The sequence below is a fragment of the Geodermatophilus sp. DSM 44513 genome (assembly GCF_032460525.1).
Lineage (GTDB): Bacteria > Actinomycetota > Actinomycetes > Mycobacteriales > Geodermatophilaceae > Geodermatophilus.
In genome coordinates this window covers 3,099,870-3,122,111 of record NZ_CP135963.1, presented here as the reverse complement: position 1 = coordinate 3,122,111, position 22,242 = coordinate 3,099,870, and the positions used below count along the sequence as shown (strand labels likewise).

The 22,242-nt window shown below is 70.8% G+C and carries 28 protein-coding genes and 2 pseudogenes; 19 read left to right on the top strand and 11 right to left on the bottom strand.

The features are described 5' to 3' along the window. Window positions 1-152: 152 nt before the first annotated feature. Window positions 153-464, bottom strand: a complete 312-nt coding sequence (locus RTG05_RS15140; protein WP_315912580.1) for a mycothiol transferase — start codon at window positions 462-464, stop codon at window positions 153-155. Here RTG05_RS15140 and RTG05_RS15135 point away from each other — a divergent pair. Next, complete coding sequence (locus tag RTG05_RS15135) at window positions 365-733, top strand: DUF4037 domain-containing protein (RefSeq protein WP_315911922.1); 369 nt, start codon at window positions 365-367, stop codon at window positions 731-733. The genes RTG05_RS15140 and RTG05_RS15135 overlap by 100 nt on opposite strands. Before the next feature lie 487 nt (window positions 734-1,220). Further along, on the top strand, window positions 1,221-1,535 hold the full coding sequence (locus RTG05_RS15130) for a GYD domain-containing protein (protein WP_166525808.1): 315 nt from the start codon (window positions 1,221-1,223) through the stop codon (window positions 1,533-1,535). 77 nt (window positions 1,536-1,612) lie between these two features. Here RTG05_RS15130 and RTG05_RS15125 read toward each other — a convergent pair whose 3' ends face one another. Continuing rightward, entirely contained in the window at window positions 1,613-2,293 is a 681-nt protein-coding gene (locus RTG05_RS15125; protein ID WP_166525807.1) for a DUF2306 domain-containing protein, read from the bottom strand. Between the two features lie 191 nt (window positions 2,294-2,484). Between RTG05_RS15125 and RTG05_RS15120 the strand changes: the two genes are divergently transcribed. Together RTG05_RS15120 and RTG05_RS15115 are read left to right on the top strand one after the other, a co-directional pair. Continuing rightward, window positions 2,485-3,153: a cysteine hydrolase family protein gene (locus RTG05_RS15120; protein WP_166525806.1), complete on the top strand. Its 669-nt coding sequence runs from the start codon at window positions 2,485-2,487 to the stop codon at window positions 3,151-3,153. A 350-nt stretch (window positions 3,154-3,503) separates the two neighbouring features. Next, complete coding sequence (locus tag RTG05_RS15115; RefSeq protein ID WP_208104597.1) at window positions 3,504-4,379, top strand: alpha/beta fold hydrolase; 876 nt, start codon at window positions 3,504-3,506, stop codon at window positions 4,377-4,379. Between the two features lie 83 nt (window positions 4,380-4,462). On the opposite strand, the gene RTG05_RS15110 is transcribed toward RTG05_RS15115, so the two are convergent. Further along, window positions 4,463-5,032 (bottom strand): GNAT family N-acetyltransferase, encoded by a 570-nt coding sequence (locus RTG05_RS15110; protein ID WP_208104596.1) that lies wholly within the window; start codon window positions 5,030-5,032, stop codon window positions 4,463-4,465. A gap of 37 nt (window positions 5,033-5,069) precedes the next feature. Here RTG05_RS15110 and RTG05_RS15105 point away from each other — a divergent pair. The 5 genes and pseudogenes from RTG05_RS15105 to RTG05_RS15085 form a co-directional block, all read left to right on the top strand. Then, a pseudogene (locus RTG05_RS15105) lies at window positions 5,070-5,207 on the top strand (recombinase family protein); the annotation flags it as partial. Between the two features lie 109 nt (window positions 5,208-5,316). Beyond that, window positions 5,317-5,475, top strand: a complete 159-nt coding sequence (locus RTG05_RS15100; protein ID WP_315912598.1) for a hypothetical protein — start codon at window positions 5,317-5,319, stop codon at window positions 5,473-5,475. 491 nt (window positions 5,476-5,966) lie between these two features. Continuing rightward, the gene (locus RTG05_RS15095) at window positions 5,967-6,968 is read left to right on the top strand and encodes a DNA polymerase III subunit beta family protein (protein WP_166529181.1); all 1,002 of its coding nucleotides are present in this window, start codon (window positions 5,967-5,969) and stop codon (window positions 6,966-6,968) included. 122 nt (window positions 6,969-7,090) lie between these two features. Then, on the top strand, window positions 7,091-7,531 hold the full coding sequence (locus RTG05_RS15090) for a GNAT family N-acetyltransferase (protein WP_315911921.1): 441 nt from the start codon (window positions 7,091-7,093) through the stop codon (window positions 7,529-7,531). A 100-nt stretch (window positions 7,532-7,631) separates the two neighbouring features. After that, window positions 7,632-8,018, top strand: a complete 387-nt coding sequence (locus tag RTG05_RS15085; protein WP_166525805.1) for a nuclear transport factor 2 family protein — start codon at window positions 7,632-7,634, stop codon at window positions 8,016-8,018. 42 nt (window positions 8,019-8,060) lie between these two features. On the opposite strand, the gene RTG05_RS15080 is transcribed toward RTG05_RS15085, so the two are convergent. The 3 genes from RTG05_RS15080 to RTG05_RS15070 form a co-directional block, all read right to left on the bottom strand. Further along, the gene (locus RTG05_RS15080; RefSeq protein ID WP_315911920.1) at window positions 8,061-8,609 is read right to left on the bottom strand and encodes a GNAT family N-acetyltransferase; all 549 of its coding nucleotides are present in this window, start codon (window positions 8,607-8,609) and stop codon (window positions 8,061-8,063) included. Further along, window positions 8,606-9,259, bottom strand: a complete 654-nt coding sequence (locus RTG05_RS15075; RefSeq protein ID WP_166525804.1) for a GDSL-type esterase/lipase family protein — start codon at window positions 9,257-9,259, stop codon at window positions 8,606-8,608. The genes RTG05_RS15080 and RTG05_RS15075 overlap by 4 nt, the downstream gene beginning before the upstream one ends. Before the next feature lie 405 nt (window positions 9,260-9,664). Next, window positions 9,665-10,954: an APC family permease gene (locus RTG05_RS15070; RefSeq protein WP_166525803.1), complete on the bottom strand. Its 1,290-nt coding sequence runs from the start codon at window positions 10,952-10,954 to the stop codon at window positions 9,665-9,667. 85 nt (window positions 10,955-11,039) lie between these two features. Between RTG05_RS15070 and RTG05_RS15065 the strand changes: the two genes are divergently transcribed. Both RTG05_RS15065 and RTG05_RS15060 read left to right on the top strand, forming a co-directional pair. After that, the gene (locus tag RTG05_RS15065; RefSeq protein ID WP_315911919.1) at window positions 11,040-12,008 is read left to right on the top strand and encodes a helix-turn-helix domain-containing protein; all 969 of its coding nucleotides are present in this window, start codon (window positions 11,040-11,042) and stop codon (window positions 12,006-12,008) included. A gap of 358 nt (window positions 12,009-12,366) precedes the next feature. Continuing rightward, window positions 12,367-12,702: a hypothetical protein gene (locus RTG05_RS15060; RefSeq protein WP_166525802.1), complete on the top strand. Its 336-nt coding sequence runs from the start codon at window positions 12,367-12,369 to the stop codon at window positions 12,700-12,702. 787 nt (window positions 12,703-13,489) lie between these two features. On the opposite strand, the gene RTG05_RS15055 is transcribed toward RTG05_RS15060, so the two are convergent. Next, complete coding sequence (locus RTG05_RS15055; protein WP_208104593.1) at window positions 13,490-13,987, bottom strand: MarR family winged helix-turn-helix transcriptional regulator; 498 nt, start codon at window positions 13,985-13,987, stop codon at window positions 13,490-13,492. 82 nt (window positions 13,988-14,069) lie between these two features. Here RTG05_RS15055 and RTG05_RS15050 point away from each other — a divergent pair, with 82 nt between their 5' ends. From RTG05_RS15050 to RTG05_RS15040, 3 genes are all read left to right on the top strand, one after another. Continuing rightward, window positions 14,070-15,554, top strand: a complete 1,485-nt coding sequence (locus RTG05_RS15050; RefSeq protein WP_315911918.1) for an MDR family MFS transporter — start codon at window positions 14,070-14,072, stop codon at window positions 15,552-15,554. Next, a complete protein-coding gene (locus tag RTG05_RS15045; RefSeq protein ID WP_166525800.1) occupies window positions 15,551-16,123 on the top strand; it encodes an NADPH-dependent FMN reductase in 573 nt (190 codons plus the stop codon). The genes RTG05_RS15050 and RTG05_RS15045 overlap by 4 nt, the downstream gene beginning before the upstream one ends. Before the next feature lie 128 nt (window positions 16,124-16,251). Continuing rightward, window positions 16,252-16,770 (top strand): DinB family protein, encoded by a 519-nt coding sequence (locus RTG05_RS15040; RefSeq protein ID WP_208104592.1) that lies wholly within the window; start codon window positions 16,252-16,254, stop codon window positions 16,768-16,770. Between the two features lie 104 nt (window positions 16,771-16,874). Here RTG05_RS15040 and RTG05_RS15035 read toward each other — a convergent pair whose 3' ends face one another. Continuing rightward, on the bottom strand, window positions 16,875-17,771 hold the full coding sequence (locus RTG05_RS15035) for a nucleotidyltransferase domain-containing protein (RefSeq protein WP_315911917.1): 897 nt from the start codon (window positions 17,769-17,771) through the stop codon (window positions 16,875-16,877). 77 nt (window positions 17,772-17,848) lie between these two features. Then, on the bottom strand, window positions 17,849-18,379 hold the full coding sequence (locus tag RTG05_RS15030) for a helix-turn-helix domain-containing protein (RefSeq protein ID WP_166529175.1): 531 nt from the start codon (window positions 18,377-18,379) through the stop codon (window positions 17,849-17,851). A 95-nt stretch (window positions 18,380-18,474) separates the two neighbouring features. On the opposite strand from RTG05_RS15030, the gene RTG05_RS15025 reads away from it, so the two are divergent. The 4 genes from RTG05_RS15025 (at window position 18,475) to RTG05_RS15010 (ending at window position 20,467) form a co-directional block, all read left to right on the top strand. After that, complete coding sequence (locus tag RTG05_RS15025; protein ID WP_166525799.1) at window positions 18,475-19,176, top strand: AzlC family ABC transporter permease; 702 nt, start codon at window positions 18,475-18,477, stop codon at window positions 19,174-19,176. Then, window positions 19,173-19,496 carry an AzlD domain-containing protein gene (locus RTG05_RS15020; RefSeq protein ID WP_166525798.1) on the top strand — a complete coding sequence of 108 codons (324 nt, stop codon included), beginning with the start codon at window positions 19,173-19,175 and terminating at the stop codon, window positions 19,494-19,496. Before RTG05_RS15025 ends, RTG05_RS15020 begins: the two co-directional genes overlap by 4 nt. A 197-nt stretch (window positions 19,497-19,693) precedes the next feature. Further along, window positions 19,694-20,089 carry a tautomerase family protein gene (locus tag RTG05_RS15015; protein WP_166525797.1) on the top strand — a complete coding sequence of 132 codons (396 nt, stop codon included), beginning with the start codon at window positions 19,694-19,696 and terminating at the stop codon, window positions 20,087-20,089. Window positions 20,090-20,257: 168 nt separating this feature from the next. Further along, the gene (locus RTG05_RS15010) at window positions 20,258-20,467 is read left to right on the top strand and encodes a hypothetical protein (RefSeq protein ID WP_166525796.1); all 210 of its coding nucleotides are present in this window, start codon (window positions 20,258-20,260) and stop codon (window positions 20,465-20,467) included. A 140-nt stretch (window positions 20,468-20,607) separates the two neighbouring features. Here RTG05_RS15010 and RTG05_RS15005 read toward each other — a convergent pair. Continuing rightward, a pseudogene (locus tag RTG05_RS15005) lies at window positions 20,608-21,044 on the bottom strand (DinB family protein). 357 nt (window positions 21,045-21,401) lie between these two features. On the opposite strand from RTG05_RS15005, the gene RTG05_RS15000 reads away from it, so the two are divergent. After that, on the top strand, window positions 21,402-21,851 hold the full coding sequence (locus RTG05_RS15000) for a hypothetical protein (protein ID WP_166525795.1): 450 nt from the start codon (window positions 21,402-21,404) through the stop codon (window positions 21,849-21,851). A gap of 134 nt (window positions 21,852-21,985) precedes the next feature. Here RTG05_RS15000 and RTG05_RS14995 read toward each other — a convergent pair whose 3' ends face one another. Beyond that, window positions 21,986-22,222 (bottom strand): hypothetical protein, encoded by a 237-nt coding sequence (locus RTG05_RS14995; RefSeq protein ID WP_166525794.1) that lies wholly within the window; start codon window positions 22,220-22,222, stop codon window positions 21,986-21,988. Window positions 22,223-22,242 lie beyond the last annotated feature (20 nt).

Genomic DNA, 22,242 nt, shown 5'->3' with positions numbered 1-22,242 from the left:
GACCCGCCAGTCGCAGACGCCCGCGCGTCACCGCTTGGGGACCCCTGCGGGACACCTGCCGCGACCGCGTCGCGGACTACGGACGTCGCCGCAACGGATTGGCCCCACGGACTCAAGCCCAAGGATCAGGACGGCTCGGGGACATCCCGCCGCTACTCGCCCGTCGAGCCGTCGATGGCCTCACGCATGAGGTCGAGATGACCGTTGTGACGCGCCGTCTCCTCGATCATGTGGACGAGCGCGAAGCGCAGGTTGAACGCGTGGTCGGGCGGCTGCTTCGCCACGTCGTCGAGGTCATGAGAGTTCGCGACGACCTGACGGGAGGCGGCGCACTCATCGACGTACCGCGCGATGCTGCCCGCGAGTGTGTCGTCGTCGGCGAGCTCGAATCCCGTCCGGGCGGGATCTTGGTCCGGCCACGGCGGCGCAACGTCGGACGCGGTACCCCGAGCAGGTGTGGCGATGGTTGCTGGCGTGTCAATGGCACCGTCTCGCCCAGGAAGAGGCCCTCGTCGCCCGCACCGCCGAGGTCGGTGACGCTATCGGCTCAGCGGTGACCGCCGCCCGGCTGGTCCGCGACATGATGCGGCCGGCGCTGCTGCTACAGCGCCATCACGCCCCGTACAGCAAGTGGCTCGGCACCACATCCACCGCCCACGCGCATCTGGACGGCCTCGCGGACCACCTGGCTCGGGCACTTGCCGCCACGAGGGCTGAGGAACGGGAGCACTAGGGCTGAGGAACGGGAGTCAGCGCTGGCCGGCGCCTGGACTGCTCTCGGCAACCGGCACAACGCCGCAGGACTCACCAACCCGGTCGCGGTGACGATCGGGACCTACCACAGCCGGCCGGCCCGCTCACGGCCGACCGCTTCGGCGACGCCCTGCTGACCACGGTCTCCGACCCGCTGCTGCGGATCCTGACGCCGATCGGCGCTGTGGACCCGATCGCCGACAACACCGACGTGCTGAGCACACCCGCGCTGTACCGGCGCCCCGCCGACCTCTACCGCGCAGACCGAAGCAGCCGACCTGGGATGTGCGATCCCGACGACCAGGGTGACTCAGGCGCTCCGACCTACTCGCGATCTGGCCGGGCCTCTGAGTGAGCAGCGTCCCGCAAGCCGAGAGGTCAGCGGCGGCCTCCTCGACGACCTGGTCATCAGAGACGTGCTCCCCGCAGGAGATCCCTCTCCTGCACGGCAATGACAGGGTGATTCCATGCCGATCCAGCTGTGTGTCCTGCTGTGGGAACATCCGGGACGGGCCCAAGACCTCGCTGCGTTCGAGGATGAAGTACTCGCGCTCTTGTCGCAGCACGGCGGTCGCCTCATCTCGCGACACATCGTCATGGAACGACACGATGGCGACCCGCTCGAGGTCCAGCTGATCGAGATGCCGGACGAGGAAGCGCTTGCTGAGTACCTGCGCGATCCGGTGCGGGTCCGACTCGCTCACACGCATGACCGCGATGCCGTCATCGCGCGGACACAGCTCCTACGCGTCGAGCCCCGCCGTCAGCAATCTGTCCCGTAGGGGATCCGGCACCGAGACGCCCTACGTCTTCGCGGCCCTGACACGCAGCGGTCGCGACTCACTGAACGGCTTGGGGTTCAACCAGCCAGATCGGGTGTCCGCCGCAGCCACCACTCGCCGATCGCGACGTGCATCACGAAGGCCAGCCAGAAGGCGATGCCGAACATCACCGGATCGGGCGTGGCCGGCGACGTGCCTCGGGAGATCGCCTGCTCGACACCCTCGAAGATGCCCACCCAGATGCGGATCGTCCCGATACCGATGCTGACTGCGAAGGCGCGGATCATCCACCGACGGTGTCGTGACACCTCGTCGCGTCGGATGGCCGAGAAAGCGATGAACAGACAAGCGAGGAACCAGATGCCGAACACCACTGTCGCGGCCGCCTCGAGGGCGCCGCCCCAGGCGAGGGGGATGCCGAACAGCAGCGCGAACACCCCGGATACCAGCGCACAGGTGAGCAGGATCCGCCCCAGGCGCCGATGGACGTCGTAGTGACGGGTGCGGAACCGCCGGGACAGCTGAAACGGGGCCCCGAGGAGGTAGATGACACCGGGCGCGATGTGTGAGTAGGCGAGCACCGGGTGCTCGACGTAGCGCTCAGCGAAGTCGTCATCGGGCGGGGTGCCAGACGAGATGTGTGGCCAGTCCACGACCACCCGGATGGCCGCGAACGTGACCACGATCGCGACGAGCGTCCCGATCGCCAGCGCAGTGCGGCGTATGAGCCGTGGGCTCGCCGACTGCACGGTCGCCATGCCGCGGAGTGTTGCACGTAGGAGACGGTCGACGAACTGAACGACCTCATCGTGTCCTGACGGGAAAGTGACCCTCACTAGGGGAAACCCCCGTCGGCGATCTCCCGCAGGAGGATGGCTCAGCGGGCCTCGGCGCTGAGCACCGCGGACGAGGGCCCACCACGGCAGGCTGACCGTGGCAATGTGATCCCATGGGCAGCTCGGCACTGGACGACGCCTTCACCGTTCCGCACTTCGCATCCTCCGTGCTCCTGGTGATCGACACGCAGGTGGACTTCCTGGACGGCGGCGCGAGTCCGATCGCCGGCACGTCAGACCGACTGCCCGAGATCGTGCGGCTGATCGAGGCGTACCGGTCGGCCGGCCGGCCGATCGTCCACGTGATCCGGCTGTACGACGGAGACGACGTCGACCTCGTCCGCCGGGCCGCCATCCGAAATGGAGCCCGAATCGTGCGGCCCGGGTCTGCCGGCGCCCGGATCGCTCCGTCTCTACTGCGCGGCGCTGACGTCGAGCTTGACAGCGACGTTCTTCTCGCAGGCGGGATGCAGCGTGTGGGGACCAATGAGGTCGTGCTCTGGAAGCCCCGGTGGAGCGCCTTCTACCGCACTCCGCTGGACGAGTACCTACGGGAACTCGGGGTCGACACGGTCGTGGTGGCCGGCTGCAATTTCCCCAACTGTCCGCGGGCCACGATCTTCGACGCGAGCGAGCGCGACTACCGGGTCGTCGTGGTCGAGGACGCAACGTCGCAGATCACGCCTGATCGTCTTGCGGATGCCGTGAGACTCGGGACTTGCGCCCTGCCGACCGAGGCTGTGGTCCATGAACTGGCCGCAGAGCCCACGACACGGCGATAGCCAGTGCCGCCGGTGCCCGGGACACACGCGAGCGGATCCCCGGATCCAGACTCGTCTTCGTCCGACCCGGCCAGCCCGGCGTCCAGGTCTCCGTCGAGTCGTGACTGTCCTCGGTGATCCTGTCGACGGGGGGCACCCTTCCGACCACCACGCCGTCATGTGCAATCTGACATGGGTCATCGGGGCCTGACGAAAGCCCGTCCCGGTAGCCCAACGCGCTACGGCGACGTCCGGTGCGTCAGAGGTCGGAGCTCCCGCGTCCTGCGGGCGGATCCCTGTGCTGTGCCGGGATGAGGTCTCCGACCGGCGCCTGAAGGCGGCTCTAGACACCCTAGGGGAACCTGGGTGCGGTGCAGCGCGTGGAAGAGCAATTCGTTGGCTTGGGCGACGGGGCGCAGTTGTGGACAGCGGTCTCCGGCTCGGGGACTCCCGTCGTCCTCTGCCACGGCGGCCCAGGGCTGTGGGACTACCTGACCGACGTCGCGGCGCTGCTCGACCACGCGCACACGGTCATCCGCTTCGAGCAACGCGGCTGCGGCCGATCAACCGGTCGCGGAGGCCCCTTCACCGTGGCGCAGGCAGTGAACGACCTCGATCGAGTCCGTCGAGCGCTGGGCATCGACCGCTGGGGGGTGCTCGGGCACTCCTGGGGTGCAGAACTGGGCCTGAGGTACGCCGCTGAGCATCCCGAACAGGCCACTGCCGTCGCCTACGCCGCCGGCATCGGTGCCGGCACCACCTTCCGGGAGGCCTACCTCGCCGAACGGGACCGCCGCCTCGGCGGTGAACTCCCGCGGTGGCGCGAGCTGGACAGCCGCATCCGCACACCGGAGGAAGAGCGGGAGTGGTGCTTGCTGCAGTGGCGCCCGGACTTCTCGCCTGCGGGTGACCCAGCGGCGCACGCCGAGGCGCTGTGGCAGACGCGTCCCGCCGGCGTCGAGGTCAATGCGCTGGCCAACCGACAGTTGTCGACCGAATGCACCGGCGACGATCTCCTCGCCTTGGCGCAGGACATCTGGGCGCCCGTCACCATGCTCCTCGGTGCAGACGACCCCCGGCCGTGGACAGCCACAGACGAGTTGCTCGGGCACCTGAAGAACGCTCGCCGAGTGGTCCTCGACCATGCCGGCCACGCGCCGTGGCGCGAACGTCCAGCTGACTTCCAAGCGCTCGCTCTCGACGCACTCCGACCTGGACGGGTCGAGTCTGAGCCCGACACTCGCTGAGCATGGGCAAACGCCGACGGGTGCCGCTTCGTGACCGCAGGAACTCCAGTTCGACGTGAATCTGTCGCGATTCCGCTCGTCCGTCAGTGGAGGGTCAATAGCATCAAGACCTCGTCGCGGTGATCCGTCCCCGAGAACCTTAAAGCGTCAGGCCATCGGCCAACCTCTCGCCATCCGAGGCGACCGTAGTACTCCTCAAGGCCCAGTCCTCCGCGTGCGGCAAGGTGTAGCTGAGTGAGGCCGAGGTCGTCCCGTGCACAGCGTGCGGCTTCTCCCATCAGCAGACGTCCGATGCCGGTACCGCGGTCCTGCGGGGACGTCTGGACTCGGGAGATCTCACCCCAGTGCTGCGTCAGCGAATTGTTGTTGACTCTGAGCAGCAACCAACCGCTGACGGTATTGCTCGTGGACGCGACGAGCAGGCGGCTGCGCTGGGGATGAAGGGACTCGATCATCGTCGCGCTGGCGGAGCGAACCTGGTCTTCATCAACGGGAGGGAACGGGAATCCGACGGCGCCACCGGCATCGGCAACCGCGCGCCAGCACATGGCGAGATCCTCGCTGGTTCGTGGATCGATCATCTCCGGTGTGGTCAGCCACGTAAGGGAGGTCTGCTGAGCATCCTGATCCACGGTGATCACCCTGTCATCCACGGTGATCCTCCGTCAGCCGGACCGGCTGGCCCGCTCGATGCCCGACGCTCGGGCGATCGCCGAAGAGCTCACCGTGCGCCAGGTCCGGCTCAGCCTGGGCGGGTCGGTGTACGACCCGCACGACCCGGTCGGGCGGCTGTTGTCCAACGTGCTGGCGATGGTCGCAGAGTTCAGAGCCAACCTGATCCGGCAGCGCAGCCGCGAAGGGATGCGCAGCCGCGAAGGCCAAGGGGAAGCTGCGCGGCAAGCAGCCCACGCTCAATACTCGTCAGGAAGCCCACCTGGTGGACCTCTCCCGGCAGCGCGAGCACAGCACCGCCGAACTGGCCGACCTGTTCGGCGTCGCTCGCTCCATCGTCTATCGCGCCCTCGAGCGCGACCGAGCCCGCGGGCACACGAACGGTCACCGGACGGCGGCCATCAGCGTGGGCGTGAGTAGCTGAGCCAGCCGCTGACGAGAGCCGAGGTCGTCCCGCCGACACGACCCTTGCGGGACGACCCGGTCACTCACGACAGCCTGCCCGCGCGTTCCGCAGCAGATTCCTCCTGCGACATGTGGTCGCTGCTGCCACGGCGCGCTGCGCCCAACACGAGAGGCAGAGCCGAAAACCTACCGGCGCAACCGGTGGCGCCGGTGCGGGCCGCCTGGTTTGCATGACCTCGGTGGCGCTGGCGCTCCGATCTCGAACCAGCGACGCGTCGTCGCATGAGCCACCGGGCGGGTCGCCCGGTGAGCAGCCCAGTGGCAGCGCGCGCTACTGCGAAGCGGCTGCGCATTCCGGACCGCCCGGAGGTTGCCGGCCCGGCCGTGCTCTGAGCGGTGACGGACCCCGTGCCGCGACGCGTTTGCCGCGCGCGTGTCCTGGTTGACTCTCGACCTTGTCGAGGCCGGACGGTCGGCCATGTGGAGGAACACGTGCGGGGGATCGGCCAGATGGCCCGGGAGTCCGGGCTCTCGGTCAGCGCCCTGCGGTTCTACGACGGCGCCGGCGTGCTCATGCCGGCTCGGGTGGACCCGCAGAGCTCGTACCGCTTCTACGGCGACGACCAGGTCGTCACCGCCCGGCTGATCGCGCGGCTGCGGCGGGTGGGCCTGCCGCTGGCCGACATTCGCCGGGTGCTTGAGCACCGCCGGGAGCCATCGGTGGTGGAAGAGGTCCTCGGGGCGCATCTCGCGCGACTCGAGGACGGGCTGGCCGACGCCCGCTGTGAGCTCTCCGCAGCCCGAGCCCTACTCGACCAGGAGAAGTCCGTGACCGCGTTCCCTGCCCCCGTCTCCATCCGCACCACTGCCGCCGAACTGGCCGCCGCCCTGCGCGCCGTCGGCCACGCCGTCGGCAAGGATCCCGAGCTGCCCATGCTCACCGGCGTCCTGCTGGACGTCGACGACGCCGCGGTTCGGCTGGTTGCCACCGACCGGTACCGGCTGGCCGTGTCAGCGCTGGCGGGCGCGGAGCCGAACGGCGAGCTGAGGGCACTGCTCCCGGTGGCCCTCGTCGATGAGGTGCTCGCCGCCTGCGGCGACGACGGCCCCACCACGATCTGTGTGGAGGGCGACGCGATCACCGTCGAGATGCCCGGCCGCACCGTGTGCGGGCAGCGGCTGGATCACGACTTCCCCGACTACCGGCGGATCCTGCGGAGCTCGGGCGCCCACCGCGTGGACTCCGAGGCCGCGGCGCTGCGGGCTCAGCTGGCGGCCGCTCCGATCCTGCCGGTATCGACCGGTCCGGACGGGGCCGAGGAGACCGCGACGGTGCTCACGTTGGGGTCCGTCGAGATCGGCGTGAACCGCGAGTTCCTGCTGGAGGCGCTCGAGGTGGGCGCAGGTGGGCAGCTGGTGCTGGAGCTCGACGGTCCGATCGCACCGCTGGTTCTCCGCGACCCGGCGCGTCCCGGTGACGTGCGCATGCTGATGCCCATCCGCCTTCCCTAGACGGCGGCGATCGCACGCTGAGCGCGGTCCCGAAGCACCGTGTCCGCGCTCAGCGCGCAATCGTCCAGTCCCCACGCCCGCGGCCGGACGACGTCGACGTCCTGCACCGGTTCGTCGTCGAGTTGGCCGAGGCCGAGCAGTTCCCCGGTGAGGTGACTGCTCGGCCTGAGGACCTCGCCCGCGCGCTGTTCGGTGAGGACGCGGTCGCCGAGGCGGTGCTGGCCACCTGGGAGGAGCAGCCGGTCGGCTTCGCGTTGCACTACCCCAGCTACAGCACCATCACCGGCCGCGCCGGCGTGCACCTCGAGGACCTGTACGTCAGCGCCGAGCACCGCGGCGCAGGCATCGGTCTGTCCCTGCTCGCTCACCTGGCGCGCACCGCCGCGCAGCGCGGCGGCCGGCTGGAGTGGTGGGTGCTGCGCACCAACGATCCCGCGCTCCGGTTCTACCGCCGGCTGCGCGCCCGCGGTCTGGAAGAGATCGAGGTCATGCGTCTGGACGGGGAGCCGCTGCAGGCGCTGGCAGCCATGCTGCTGCCGGAACGGCTGTCGCTGGGCACGTGACGGCGAGTTCTTCGGCCGGGCCGGTCTCGAGCACGCTGCGGTCTGCGCTGGCAGCGAACACCCTGCGTACAGGGCCGGTGTGGCACCTACGGTCACGACCATGCCGCAGAGCGCTGACACCGAGACCCTCCGGGCGGCCGAGCGGCGCCTGCAGGCCGCCCAGCTGGCCTCCGACGTGGACGGGCTGGACGAACTGCTCGACGACGCGGTGCTGTTCACCGGGCCGGACGGCAACCTCTACTCCAAGGAGGACGACCTCCGTGCCCACCGGAGCGGCCACCAGGTGCTGAACCGGGTCGAGGAAGAAGATCTGCGCATCCTGGTCGCCGGTTCCACCGGGGTCACCTTCTTCCTCGGGATCCTGGAGGGAACCGTCGGAGGGGAGCCCTTCGCGGCTCGGATGCGCTACACCCGCACCTGGCACCACGACGCAGCGAGCGGCTGGAGGATCGTGGCGGCCCACGCCGCCATCGTGAGTGACACGTAGGTCAGACCGGCTTGGCGGCGCTCGGCGTCCCCGTCGCTCGCACTACGTGCGCGGCTGTCGATCCAGGCTGCGGGTGAAGACGACGCGGTGCAGGCCGGGGCCGTCGTGGTCGCTGTGCACCGGGATGCCGTCCACGGTCTGGTCGCCGGGTTCGATGTCGAAGCCGAGCCAGGTGTGGAAGGCGATCGAGGCCCGGTTGCCCGGGCTGGTGATGCACCCGACCTCCCGCGCGCCCCGGGCGCGGACTGCGGCGGTGAAGCGCGTGTAGGGCCAGCGTCCCAGGCCGGCGCGCTGAGCGGCCGGGTCCACGCCGACGACGTGCACGTACGCCGCGCCGGGCCGGGCGGGGGAGAGGAACCCGACCAGGAAGGCCGCCAGGCACCCGTCGTCGTCCTCGATGAGATGGCTGGTGTCGGTGAAGTGCTCGAAGAACAGCCGGGGCAGCAGCGCGGCCCGCTCTCGGGCGCCGGCCTGCCCGCCGAAGCCGGGCCACCAGTGGCCCAGCACCGCCTGCACCCGCGCGTGGTCGTCGGGGCGGGGGTGGCGGTGCGACCAGCCAGGTGGCAGGGCGGGCGCTGACGGCTCGGTCACCGGTCGCTCCCGGTCCGCGCCGGCCGCAGCTGCGGCGCCGGCCCGGCCACCAGTGCACCCAGCCAGCCGACGACGACCGGGGTGACGATGTCGGCCAGCCGGCCGTAGCCGGCGGTCGAGGGGTGGAAGGCGTCCCCGGCGGCGACCTCGGCGACCCACACCGGCTCCTCAGTCAGGGCACCGAGGTCGACGAACGGCACCGCCCGCCGGGTGCACACCTCGGCCATGCCGGCGGCCAGGTCCGCCGCGCGGGCGCTCGGGGCGGGATCGGCCACCGGCGGCGGGCCGACCACCAGGGCCGCCCAGTCGGCGGTGTGCGCGTCGTCGAGCACGTCGGCCAGCAGGGCCAGCGTCCGCTCCCGGCGCACCCGCCGCCGTCCCTGCTGCTCGTCAGCGTCGTTGGTGCCGAAGGCCAGGACGACGCCGAAGCGGTCGCCGTCCTTGAGCCGACTGCGCGCCTCACCCAGCCAGCGGCGGGCGATGTCCACCGACGTGTCCCGGCGCACCCCCAGGGTGTAGACCGTCAGGCGCCAGCGAGGATCACGCGCCGCAGCCACCACCGGACCGACCCACCCTGCGCCGGTCGGGTCCCCGACCCCGGCGGTGAAGGAGTCCCCGAAGACGCACAGCCGCACGTCCGACGGGGCCATCACGACATGGCGGGATCGCCGCTCCAGCACGTGCGGTCGCAGCGGCGGCGCGACACGGGAGTGCACGCGACGACGCCCCAGCTGGCAGGCACATGCGACATGACTGTCAGCATAGTCATGCACGAGCACGCATGGTCAGTCACCTGCCTCCCCGGTTTTGCCTGGCCGGCTGCCGAGCGAACAGCAACGGGCCGATGCGCACACGTGAACGCGATGAGCGAAGTGCCCGAACTCCGGAACAGGCCCCAGGGCACACTCCGCCAGCCAGCCGCCGTCGTCCCACAGCGGGGTCCGCCTGCGGCCCCCCATGTCAGCGAGCGGCCGCTGCACGTTCGAGGTCGCGGAAGTCCAGGACGAAGGCGGACGAGCCAGTGACCGGCTCTCCTGCGGTCTCGGTCCTGCGCTTCAGCTGAGCGGGCGAGGAAGTCGCCTGCTGCTGAGGCGGCGGTGTGCGAGGGCTGCGACGGCCAGGCCGGTGGGGGCGAGCAGGTACCAGCCGCTGAGGGCGGCCAGGACCAGGATCGGCGGAAGGGACACCGCCGCGGCCCACCAGCCGGCCGTCCTGCGGGGCAGCAGGCGCAGGGCGGCGATCAGCCCGGCGCCGTAGACCGCGACCTGGGAGGCGGTGGTGAGCAGCACGAGGTGCTCGGTCGACCACCCGAGGACCGTGACGGCGGCCAGGCTGACCAGCGCCTGCACCGTGACGACGGTGAGGCTGCGGCGGGGGACGGTGCCTGGTGCCGAGGCCAGCCAGCCGGGTGCCTGCCCGCTGCGGCCCATCTCCCCGCCGAGCTCGGCCAGACCGGCCACGTAGGCGTTCGTGTTCCCCAGCGTGACGACAACCGCCAGCACGGCTGCGGCGGTTCCGGCCGCCCCGCCGATGACCGTGCCGAGCAGCTGGGTCACCGGTGCGCTCCCGCCGGCGTCGATGCCGGGCACGGTGAGCAGCGCGAGGGTGGTGCCGCCGGACAGGACCGCGACGACGACCAGGGTCATCGCCGTGGCGCGGGGGACGTCGCGCCGGGCGTCGGCGAAGCGGCCGGTGAGGTGGGCGGCGGCCTCCCACCCGGTGAGCAGCCAGAACAGGACCAGAACGGCGGGCGCCACCGCCGCCCAGCCGTTCGGTGCGAACGGGGTGAGTCGCTCGAGCGCGACGGCGGGGGCGACCAGCGCCAGGACCGCCAGCAACCCGCCGACCAGCACTGTGGTGAGGGCCACCTGCATCCCGCCGGAGACCTGGACGCCGCGCGCAGTGGCCGCGGCGGCGACGGCGAGGACCAGCAGTGCGGTGCCCAGTTGGGTCGCGGTCCCGCCGCCGACGGCGGCCTGGACGTAGTCCCCGGCGAAGAGCCCCATGGCGGGGACCCCGAGCGGCACGCCGAGGTAGAACCACCAGGCGGTGACGGCGCCGGCGGCTGGGCCCACGCCGCGGACGACGAAGCTGGAGACCCCGCCGGCGGCGGGGAAGCGCGCGCCGAGCGCTGCGAACGTGACGGCCAGCGGCACGGACAGGGCGACGAGCGCTGCGACGGCGACCAGGGCGGCCGGGCCGGCGTCGCGGACCGCCAGGCCGGGCAGCACCAGGACGCCGGTGCCGACCACCCCGGCGATGGTCAGCGCCGTACCGGTCACCGGCCCGAGCCCGCGCTCCGTGCGGGCGCAGCGGGGGTTGTCGGTGTCCGGCGCCGTCGTCACCGGAGGAGCTTCACCAAACCGGGCGCCACCGGACCAGTGGCCAGATGGCCACCTGTCGGCAGTATCGAGCCACTAGGGTGGCGGGGTGCGTCCCCACGTCGTCGCGGTGCCCGTGCTGGACGGGATGCCGGCGTTCGACATCGGGGTCGCCGGCGAGGTCTTCGGGATGCCGCGCCCGGACCTGCTGTCCCGGCCCTACGAGGTCCAGGTCTGCGGCGTCGGCGAGGAGCTCGTGCGCCTGCAGGGCGCGCCGCTGGTCCTGCGGGTCGACGCCGGCCTGGACGTGCTGCGCCGTGCCGACACCGTGGTGGTACCGGCTCTGGCGTCCGTCGACGCAGAGGTGCCGGGCGAGCTCGTCGACGCCCTGCAGGCGGCGTTCGGGCGGGGGGCCCGGGTCGCCAGCGTCTGCACCGGCGCCTTCGCCCTGGCTGCGGCCGGGCTGCTCGACGGGCGGCGGGCCACCACGCACTGGATGCACGCCGCGGTCCTGGCCGAGCGGTTTCCCGCCGTCCACGTCGACCCGCACGTGCTCTACGAGGTGGACGGTCAGGTCGCGACGTCGGCGGGCACCGCGGCGGGGATCGACCTCTGCCTGGAACTCGTGCGCCGGGACCACGGGACGGCGATCGCCGCCGAGGTCGCCCGGCGGCTCGTCGTCCCTCCGCACCGGCAGGGCGGCCAGGCCCAGTACGTCTCCACCCCGCTACCGACGATCCCCGACTCGGCGCTGGCACCCCTGCTGGACTGGGCGCGGTCCCGCCTGGACCAGCAGCTCACCCTGAGGCTGCTCGCTCGCCGGGCCGACACCACCACCCGCACGCTCACCCGCCGGTTCACCGCCGAACTCGGGCTCCCGCCGCTGCAGTGGCTCACCGCCGAGCGGGTCCGCCGGGCACGTCAACTGCTGGAGGACACCGGCCTGTCCATCGAGCAGGTCGCCCAGCACAGCGGCCTGGGCACGGCGGCCAACCTGCGACTGCACTTCACCCGCCAGACAGGGACGACGCCCACCGCCTACCGGACGGCCTTCACGCGGCGGACGGCGGCGAGCTGAACTCACTGCTCAGAGGTACGTGCAGCTGCACGCACGAACTCCCGTGTATGACGACCGCCGACCGGCGGTCGCAGCACGGAAGCGCAGATCGTCGACAGTCGCGGCCGCCATTTTGAGCCGAATCCGGGCGCAAGAAGGTCGCTGGAGTGCAGCGTGACGGTCTCGTCGCGCCCCGTTCGAGGAACCCGCACCGGAACCCGTGGGCGCGCTCGTTTGGTAGGCCGACGATGCCCGCGAGGGGATGCCCCTGCGGTGAGGGGGGCGGGACTCCGACCACGTCACTGAAGGCGGCTTCAGGGACGTGGTCTCCGAGGTCGCAACCCGGTGCGCCGCACGCATCAGCCGCTACGGTCCGGCCGTGACGCAGGGAGGGAACACGCCACGTCATCCGTCCACGGCCGACTTCGCTGACGAAGTCAAGCCCTACTTCGGGGCGGTGGGGGCCGTCGCGCTGTTCGGCACCCCGGCAGAAGTCGCTGTCCCGATCGTGCGTCGCCTGCGCCGCCAGTCCGGTGTGTCGGCTGCTCCAGGTTTGATGAACCTGGTCAACGGCATCGTCGCCCTGGGAGTCGCACACCACTTCCGACGGCGTCCAGCGGAGTGGGAGCGATGGAGGCACAAGCGCATCCCGCGTTGGGCGGGGATGTCGGGCCTCATCTACCTGACGCTGTCCCCTGCGGCGGCCGCACGATAGACGCGGGGCGTGATCCTCTCAGGACGATCTCCGTTGTGGGGAGGACTCGTCTCGCCCATCGGACTGCTTCAGGTCTCCATAGCGCTCGTGGCCCTCTCCCGCGCTCGAAGGGCGAAGACCTCTGAGAAGAGGGGGATCGCCGAGGATGACCCCGACGCGAACCACGGAGCCAGCAGGCCGTAGTGGGCTCGCTCAGGGTGACTCATCCCGATGCAGAACGGCACCGCAGGCGTCGCAGCGATCGTCCGCCCCCGACGGCGCACGGCAGGCGGGGCACCGAAAGCGAGGCGGAGAATTGGGCGGCACGGTCGGCGGTGGCGACGTCGGCCAGCGCCACTCGCTGCGGCGACGCCAGATCGCAGGCACAGGAAGTCGCACGTCCTCAGCGTGACACGCGGGACTCGCGTCGAGGCGCGGCACCTGGCCCTGATGGGCCGCTCCGGAATACCAAGCGGCCTCAGGGACACGCGAGCGGTCAGGGAGAGGCGCGTCGGTCAGGCCACTTGTGCCTGCGCCACAGCGCGACTGTTGCCTCAGTGAGCGGGAGGCCCAGGCAAGCGACGGAAGCGATCGCAAGACCACCGGGCCAGGTGTCCACTCCACCGAACGCCCACATCAGCAGGGAGCTGAGCAGGGTCGAGCCCACGTACGCGACGAAGACCCATCCCCAATGCCTCATGGTCGGGAAGCTAGAGGGACCCGAGCCCCTCGATGTGCGCTCTCCGGCGACGGGTGGGCGCAGTTCACCGCAAGGGAGGACACGAGCCTGTGTCTCCCAGGACAGGCCCTAGATGCCATCTGCGTGGTCGTCGCCCCGGTGCCCGCCATCGGAGTGATGGGCAAGAACCCGTTGGAGCAGTGACACCAACTGCTCCCGCTCCCGGGGCGCTAGTGGCGCCAGGAGCGCGGCCGCGGCAGCTTGCACGCGTACGTCCAGGGAGCGAAGTTCAGCCTGCCCCGCAGTTGTGATCCGCAAGGCATTGCGTCGCCGGTCCCGGTCGTCCGGCGCACGCAGGACGAAGTCCTCGCGCTCGAGTTCGTTGAGGGCAGCAACCAGATCGCTCCGGTCGACACCAAGGCGCCTGCTGAGCTCGGCCTGGCTGATCGGGCCGAACTCCGCGAGGCCGGCCAGCACCGCGTAACGCAAGCGCACGCCCGGGCGCCCGAAGGACTCCGCGACAAGTCGATTCGCGCGGCTGGCCACCTGGTTGAGCAACCAGGACGGCAGAACCCACAGCCGGCGCGAGGGAGCCTGCACCGGTTCGGTCGCATGCTGATCGGCCACCAGACGATCCTACTGAATCGTTGGAAGTCCAACGATCTGTTACGTTGGAGATCCAACGAAAGTCGATGTCTGGAGCCAGGCCGTGAGCCGCACATCCACACCGTCCCCTCGGCCTTACACCCCCATCTCCGGCCGCATCTGGCGACTGGCCGTCGTTCTGGCCCTCGGCGGGGTGATGGCCGGCCTGGACGGCTCCATCGTCAACGTCGGCCTGGCCACCATCCGAGACGACCTCGACGCGTCCCTGACGGCGATCCAGTGGGTGTCCAGTGGCTACCTCCTCGCACTGGCCGCAGCCCTGCCGGTCTGTGGCTGGCTGTCCCGGCGCGTCGGTGCCGGGCGATTGTGGCTGTGGTCCCTGGCCGGCTTCACGCTTGCCTCGGGGCTGTGCGCCGCGGCATGGAACGTTGAACTGCTCATCGTGTTCCGTGTCCTGCAGGGCATGGCCGGGGGCCTGCTGGTCCCCACCGGCATGACCGTGCTGGCACAGGCCGCCGGCGCCTCGCAACTGGGACGCCTGATGGCGACCTCCAGCGTGCCGGCCATCCTGGCCCCCGGCGTCGGGCCGGTCCTCGGAGCGGTCCTGCTGGCGCAGCTGTCTTGGCACTGGATGTTCCTGATCAACGTCCCGATCGGCCTAGCCTCGCTGGCCGTCGGCGTGCGCACCGTCCCCGTCAGATCAGCAGGCGAGGACGAGGCAGGTCAACCGCTCGACGTCCCAGCCCTGCTGCTCGTCGTCCCGGGGCTCCCCCTGCTGGTGTACGGCATCACGCACGCCGCCGAGACCCGCAGCCTGCTGACGGCGGCGGTCGCGGGCCCACTGGCGCTGGGCCTGGCGCTGCTGGCGGCCTTCACCCGCCGGTGCCTGACCTCGCCACACCCCCTAGTCGACCTCCGCCTGTTCGGCGACCGGGTCTACCGGGCGGCTTCGGTCGAGGTCCTGTTCAACGGGGCAGCGCTGTTCGGCGGCCTCATCGTGATGCCGCTGTACTTCCAGCTGCTGCTCGCCCGCGACATCATCGACACCGGCCTGCTCCTGATCGCCTTCAGCGTCGGCGCGGCCGTGACCTTCCCGGTCGCCGGACGCCTCACCGACCGGTTCGGAGGCCCACCCGTCGCCGTCGCCGGCCTGCTCGTCACCGCTGCCAGCACACTGCCCTTCGCGGTTCTGCCCGCCGACCCCGACCTGGTCCTCGTCGAAGCCCTACAGGTCATCCGCGGAATCGGCCTCGCGCTGTCCGGGATGCCCGTCGTGACCACCGCCCTGGCCGCCGTGCGACGCCATCAGATCCCCGATGCCACCACACAGGTCAACGCGCTCTCCCGCGTGGGCGGCGCTCTCGGCAGCGCGCTGTTCATCGTCGTACTGACCGGCCAACTCCCCACCGACGCCACCGGCCCCGCGACCCTGGACGGCTTCCGGAACACCTTCTCCTGGCTCGCCGCCGCGACCCTCGGCGCCCTCGTCGGCGCCGTGTGGCTGCTCCACGAGACCCGACGCGCCGGCACCCACACGACGCCCCCACCACGCACACCGACTCGGACGAAGACGGAGACCACTTCATGACCCGCATCGCCATCATCACCGGCAGCACCCGCCCCGGCCGGAAGTCCCCAGACATCGCCGCCTGGGTCCACCAGGTCGCCAGCCAACGAAACGACGCCGACTACGAGATCGTCGACCTCGCCGACCACGACCTCCCACACCTTGAGGAACCTGTCGCAGCCGCCATGACCGGGGACTACCGGCACTCCTACACCCGCCGGTGGTCCGAGACCATCGCCGCATTCGACGGCTACATCTTCATCACCCCGGAGTACAACCACTCGATGCCCGGCGTCCTCAAGAACGCCATCGACCACCTCTACACCGAGTGGCACGACAAGCCCGCCGGCTTCGTCGGCTACGGCACCCACGGCGGCACCCGCGCCGTCGAACAACTCCGGCTGGTCATGGGCGAACTCCACATCGCCGACGTCCGCTCTCAGGTCGCTCTGTCGCTGTTCACCGACTTCCACAACGGGACCAAGCTGGCCCCAGGCGACCACCAGGTGACAGTCCTCCACACGATGCTCGACCAGGTCACGCGCTGGGCCAACGCCCTGGCGCCGCTCCGGATCAGCTCAGGACGGTGAGCCCGGAACTTGAGCCAAGCGACCTACGGTGCGCGCATGGTCGCCGAGGGCACTCAGGGACTCGGTCGCCGCGGTGTCGCTGATGTCAGGGCATGGTTGGAAACCACTACCCACATCAGGAGGGACCCGTGACGACCCAGGGGGAAGCGATGGCCGCGCGGCCGGCCCGGCCCCGGGTGGGCGGCGAGCGGGAGCTGCTCGGCGCCTACTTGGACTTCCACCGTGCGACGGTGCTGGCCAAGCTCACCGGTCTCGACGACAAGGTGCTCCGACGCCCGGTCGCGCCGACGACCATGTCGCCGCTCGGGCTGCTCCGGCACCTCACCTTCGGCGAGCGGTACTGGTTCTCACACGTCTTCGCCGGCGATGAGGCCGACGTCCCGCAGGCGGTAGGGGACCAGGACCGCGAGTGGCAGGTCGGCCCGGACGAGTCGACCGCTGGGCTCAGGGCCGAGTACGAGGCTCAGGTGGTCCGCTCACACGCGGTGCTGGCCGCGCATGGGCTGGACGACCTGGCCCGCCGCCCGCCCGACGGCGAGCCGCACTCGTTGCGCTTCGTGCTGGTGCACGTGCTGGAGGAGACCGCGAGGCACGTCGGTCACCTCGACGTGCTGCGCGAGGCGCTGGACGGAACGACCGGGGAGTGAGCGCGGCCTTCAGCTTCACGACCCCGCTCGACCTCGGTGCCTTCCGACACCCAGGAAGCGTCCCGGCAGCCGATCCTCTTTCGCGTGTCCCGCGGGACGATCGGCTAATGCGGCGGTTCGCAGATGGTGCGGACGTCGTCGATCAGCGCCTGAGCGGCAGTGACCGCCGCTTGCAGCTGGTCGGGCCGGTCCCCGAGATGGGCCAGGACGCCGTGGGCCCGGACGGTGAAGTCTGGCGGTGCCGCGGGTAGGCGCCCGGCTGAGGCGATCGCGCCTTTCTCGTTGACCAGCCACCGCCCTGCCCGCCCGTGCAGGGCGTGCGCGCACAGCAGCACCACACGGAACACGCAGCCGGCCACGTAGGCGGTATCCGCCCGTGACACCGCCTTGCGCGCGCTGTCCAGGGTGAAGCCGGCCTCCCACAATCTCGCGACCAGGGCTCGGCCGAGGGGGTCCGGATAGGTGGCCATCTGCTGCTGCAGGGCGACCAGCTCCCCGGTGGGATCGGCCAGGACTTGGGCGAGCGCGAGTTCTCCGGCGTAGGCGAAGTCCGGCACGCCGAGTGGGTGGCCGACCTGCGCGTGGAAAGTGAACTCGCCGCGCTGAGCTGCGGCCCAACACGAGCGCACCCGGTCCACATCGCGGTAGATCCAGTCCACCGCCGTACCGTCGATGCGCAGCCACGCTCCGCCGTCCACCCACGGCCCCCACGCCCCGGGCTCAGTCACCTGCGCACCGGGGCCGGCCAGTTGCCGCGCCAGCGCACTCAGCGCGTCGACGTCCAGGGGCTGGCGGTAGTACAGGCCCAGGTCGACGTCGGAGTCCCTCGTGTGCTCGCCACGGGCACGACTGCCGCCGAGCACCACGCCGACCACGCCGGAGACCCCAACCACGTGGTCCGCCAGGTTCCCGAGACGCTGTTCACCGAGCACCTGATCATCCTCGCCGACCCGCGATACCACCCTGGCCGCCGACGCGGTGTCGGATGGGGGAACGGTCAACGGCGACGTCCTCGGCGACCTGGCCCTTGGAGATCCTGGTCGCGCAGGGGATCGGTCAGCGGCAGGGTGCGACCCGGTCAGGTGTGTTCGGTGAGCAGGACGGCGCGGGTGCCCGGCGTGAGGGCTTGGAACAGGTGAGGAGCGTCGCCGGGGTAGGTGACGTAGTCGCCGGGCTGTAGTTCGACGGGGTCCTCGGTGGGGCCGAGCAGGGCTCGTCCGGAGGTGAGGACGACGTGTTCGACCACGCCGAGGGCGTGCGGCTCGGAGATGCGTGGTTCGTCGGGTTCGGCGTGGACCAGGTAGAGGTCGCGGCGGGCGCGGGGTGGGCTGGCCGACAGCAGGGTGGCGGTGTAGTCGACGCGCTCGGAGGCGACCGCCGGTCCTTCGCCGGCGCGGATGACCTGCACCCGGGTGCGGGGTGGGTCCACCAGGTGGGCGAAGGGCACGTCCAGGGCGGTGCTGAGCGCCCAGAGCGTCTCCAGGCTGGGGTTGCCGGTGCCGGCCTCCAGCTGGGACAGGGTGGACTTGGCCATGCCGGCGCGCCGAGCCAGCTCGGTCAGGGACAGGCCGGTACGAGCGCGCTCGCGGCGCAGCGCCCGGGCGACCATCGCCACCGGCGCAGGGGGAGGCTCGACCACCGTTCGATGCACCAGCCCTTTCGTTCGTTTTGACGAACACGCGTGAGGGGTTCACTGTATCGGCCATGCGTTCGCTGTGGCAGTCTCTGCCGGCCGACGTCCGCCGCGCCGTGGTCCTGGTGTGCGCCGCCGACGCCGTCGTGGGCGCGGCCTTCGGTGCGCTCACCGTCGGCGCCGGGCTGCCGCTGTGGCTGCCGGTGGCCCTGTCACTGGCCGTCTTCGCCGGTGCCGCGCAGTTCCTCTTCGTCGGCGTGATCGCCGCCGGCGGGACCCCGCTGTCCGCGGTCGCGGCCGGGTTGCTGGTCAACGCCCGGCTCGTACCGCTCGGCCTGGCCGTCGGCGACCTGCTGGGCCCCGGCTGGCTGCGCCGCCTGGCCGGAGCGCACCTGCTGGTCGACGAGACCGTCGCCTTCACCCTGGCCCAGGGCACCGCGGGCGCACGCCGGGCGGCCTACTGGACCTGCGGAGCCGCGCTGTTCGTCTGCTGGAACCTCGGGGTGCTGGCCGGCGCATTCGGCGGCGCGCTGGCGCCCGACACCGCCGACCTCGGCCTGGACGCCGCTTTTCCCGCCGTCCTGCTGGCCCTGGTCCTGCCCACCCTGGCCGACGGCGCCACCCGGCGGGCCGCGCTGGTCGGCGCGGTCATCGCGGTGGCGACCGCTCTGGTCCTGCCTGCCGGGGTCCCGGTGCTGCTGGCCCTCCTCGGCGTGCTCGCCGCGCTGCCGGGGCGACGCCCACCGCAGACCACGCAGGGGGGCTTTCCGTGAGCGTCGACCCGGGCCTGGTGACCGCCGTCGCGCTGCTGGCCACCGGAACTCTCGCCTTGCGGCTGAGCGGGCTCCTGCTGCGCCGCCGGATCGACCTCACGCCCCGCACACAGACCCTGATCGCCACCACCGTCGCCGTGCTCTTCTGTGCCGTGGTGGCCACCTCCACCCTGCTGCAGGACGGCCAGTGGCCCGGCCCGGCCCGACTGGCCGGCGTCCTCGTCGCCGGGATCCTGGCCTGGCGCGGGACACCGCTGGTCCTCATCGGCCTGGCCGCCGCCGTCACCACGGCCTGCCTGCGCCTCCTCGGCATCCCCTGACAGCGACGTTGCCGCCCATCCAATGCGCTCGTGCCCGTTGGGCGATCCGCGCGTGGGACGGTCTTGTCCACTCGGCGGGCGGCGTGGATGCAACCGCCCGTCGCGGGCGCCGGGCCAGCAGTCAGAGCCATGACGCGTAGGACGCCCCCACCCGGACCTGCGCGTGCATGAAACCGAGCACTGGGACACTGCCCCGCGTGCCAAGTTCACAGATCGAGGTCCGTCGGCAGTACAGCCGGGCGGACGAGATGGCCATCATCGATGCGGTCCACGAGTCCCTGGTCGCGGCGTTCAAAATCCCACTGGGTGACAAGCACGTGCGCCTGGTCGTGCACGAGCCACATCGGTTCGCCACCGCACCACGGCTGTCGCAGCCGGACCGCTACACCCTTGTGACCATCGACTGCTTCGCCGGTCGCTCCGTCGACGCCAAGCGCAGCCTGTACCGGGAGGTCGTCGATCGGCTTTCGCCCTTTGGCATCCCCGAGGACCACGTCACCATCCTGGTCAGGGACAGCGGGACTGAGAACTGGGGCATCCGCGGTGGACGCGCGGCATGCGATATCGACCTCGAGTTCGACGTCCGGGTGTGACCGCTCGACGGATCGTTGGCCCGCGGAAGGACGCTCCGATCGACGATCCCTCAGGGGCACCGACGGATGGCTAACCGTTCGATGTGCACGTCGCCGGTGGCGCTCGGGCCCCTTTCGGTGGCGGCGAGATGGCTCGCCACCGTGGCCGCTCCCCATAGCGTGTGCCTCATGCCGCCTTCTGCAGATGACTTGCCCGGCGCGGTGGCCCGCGGCGGACCGCTCGACGGCAGCATGCTCGGCGAAGCGACGGTCGAGGAGTTCGAAGTGTTGATGGCCGACGGCTCGCGTCACCTCTACACGAGGACCCAGGAATGGAGTCTTGCCGCTCCTGGTGTTCGCCTTCGCCTCTACGCCTGGTCGGGGCGCCAGGGCAGCTGACCACCGCAGGGACGGACGTACAGATCACGTCGACCGCCAAGGCTGCCAACCCGACCTCGTGTTCAGGTCCCGCTGAGCATCCCCTGCGGGACGGCAGCCAGCCCCCAGGCAGTCGTCGGGTGTGCCGGTAGCCGTTCCGCTTACGGTGCGTCCGCAGACTCGAAGCGCTCCTGGTCGACCCGACCGTCGATCCGTTCCCGCAGCAAGTCGGCATGCCCGCAGTGCCGTGCGTACTCCTCGATCAGGTCAACGAGGACGTCGCGCAGCTGGACCTGCGTGGAGCCCATCGTGTCGAGGTCGGGCGTTTCCGCAACGAAGCGTTGGGCGAAGGCGACCTCGGTCCGCCAGGTTTGCCAGGCCTCCTCGACGACGTCTGTATCGGCGACCGCGCCGTTCCAGTCACGGTCACGGTTCTCATCCGTGCAGTACAGCCGCGGCGCATCCTGCCTGGCCATCTCCGGCGGAACCAGTGTCGCTCGACCTCGCTGATGTGCCGCACCAGCCCCAGCAGCGACATCGTCGACGGGGGCACGGACCGGCAGGCGAGCTGCTCGGCGCCGAGGTCCGTGCACTTCATCTCCAGCGTCAGGCGATAGCGACGCAAGTAGTCCAGGAGCAGGCTGCGTTCATCGCCGGTGGCCACAACAGTCTCCCGTGGGTCGTCGTCCGGGTCGATCCACATGTCCCGGTAGACGGTGGAACGGGTCCACCGAGCCGACATTGCCTCACCGGAGATCTCCTCAGCGGACGTACGGCCGATCATCGGCGACCGATGCGGCCTTCCGCCACCCGCGTGAGGGCCGCGGAACTGGTGGCACGGACGGTGGTTCGTTCTTCGGTGATGCGATGCGCGGGCACCTTAGAGGCCTCAGTTCTGGTCCCAGGGTGACTGATCCGAGGGTCACGAGCCCGTAGGCGCCGGCAGGCTTCAAATGTGCTGCCGATGCCTTCTGCGATGCTCCCCGATGTGGGATGGGAGGACCTGTCGGACTTCGAGCATGAGATGTACTGGGCGGTGGTCGAGGAATCCAGCCTGGCGGAGCTGCCGTTGGGGGTGACCGACGTCCTCCAAGGCGGATCAGTGGTCCGACACGGCCCGTGGGATCCAGCCGCCTGTTCGGCCTACCTCCTCGATTGGTTGACCCGGGGGCTCGTCGAGCTCTACGACATGCGGGTGGGGTACCCCACCAATCGACCTGAGGTCCCCGGGCCGCCGGAGACCCGGCACGGCCCCACCGGTGTCCTCCCATCCGAGCTAAGTCGGCGACTGCTCTCCGAGTGGGAGCACTGGGGCGACGACGATGAGCTGTGGATGTGTTGTCGACTGGTCGTGACCGACCTCGGGGCCCAGCATCTCGATGCGGCAGTGGGCCTCCGTCCGTGACGCACGCCGCATCGCTGCACCCTGGGGGAGGCTACCCGGGGACCATCGGGTCTCCTCAGGCGCTGTGCCGGCATGCCACCGTCGCAGCGCCACTCGGAGGTGGACGGCAGAGGTCCGGTCGTCGGGGCGGGCAGCTAGTCCAAGTCCTCGCTGATGACCCACGGGGAACCCTGGTCTTGTCGAACAGCCCGAGTTCCCGGCGGCATCGAATCCAAGCCGCTCAGCGAGACGTCGAGGTCGTACACATGGCTCTGGTGGACCAGTTGCGCGTTCTCCGCCATGGCCTCGCCGTCAGTCAAGTACTGCCAATCACCGTCGGCCTCGTGGTAGACCGTGAGGATTGGCCGCCCGGTGAAGGCGTCGCGCATCACGAAGACCAGCGGATCGTCTC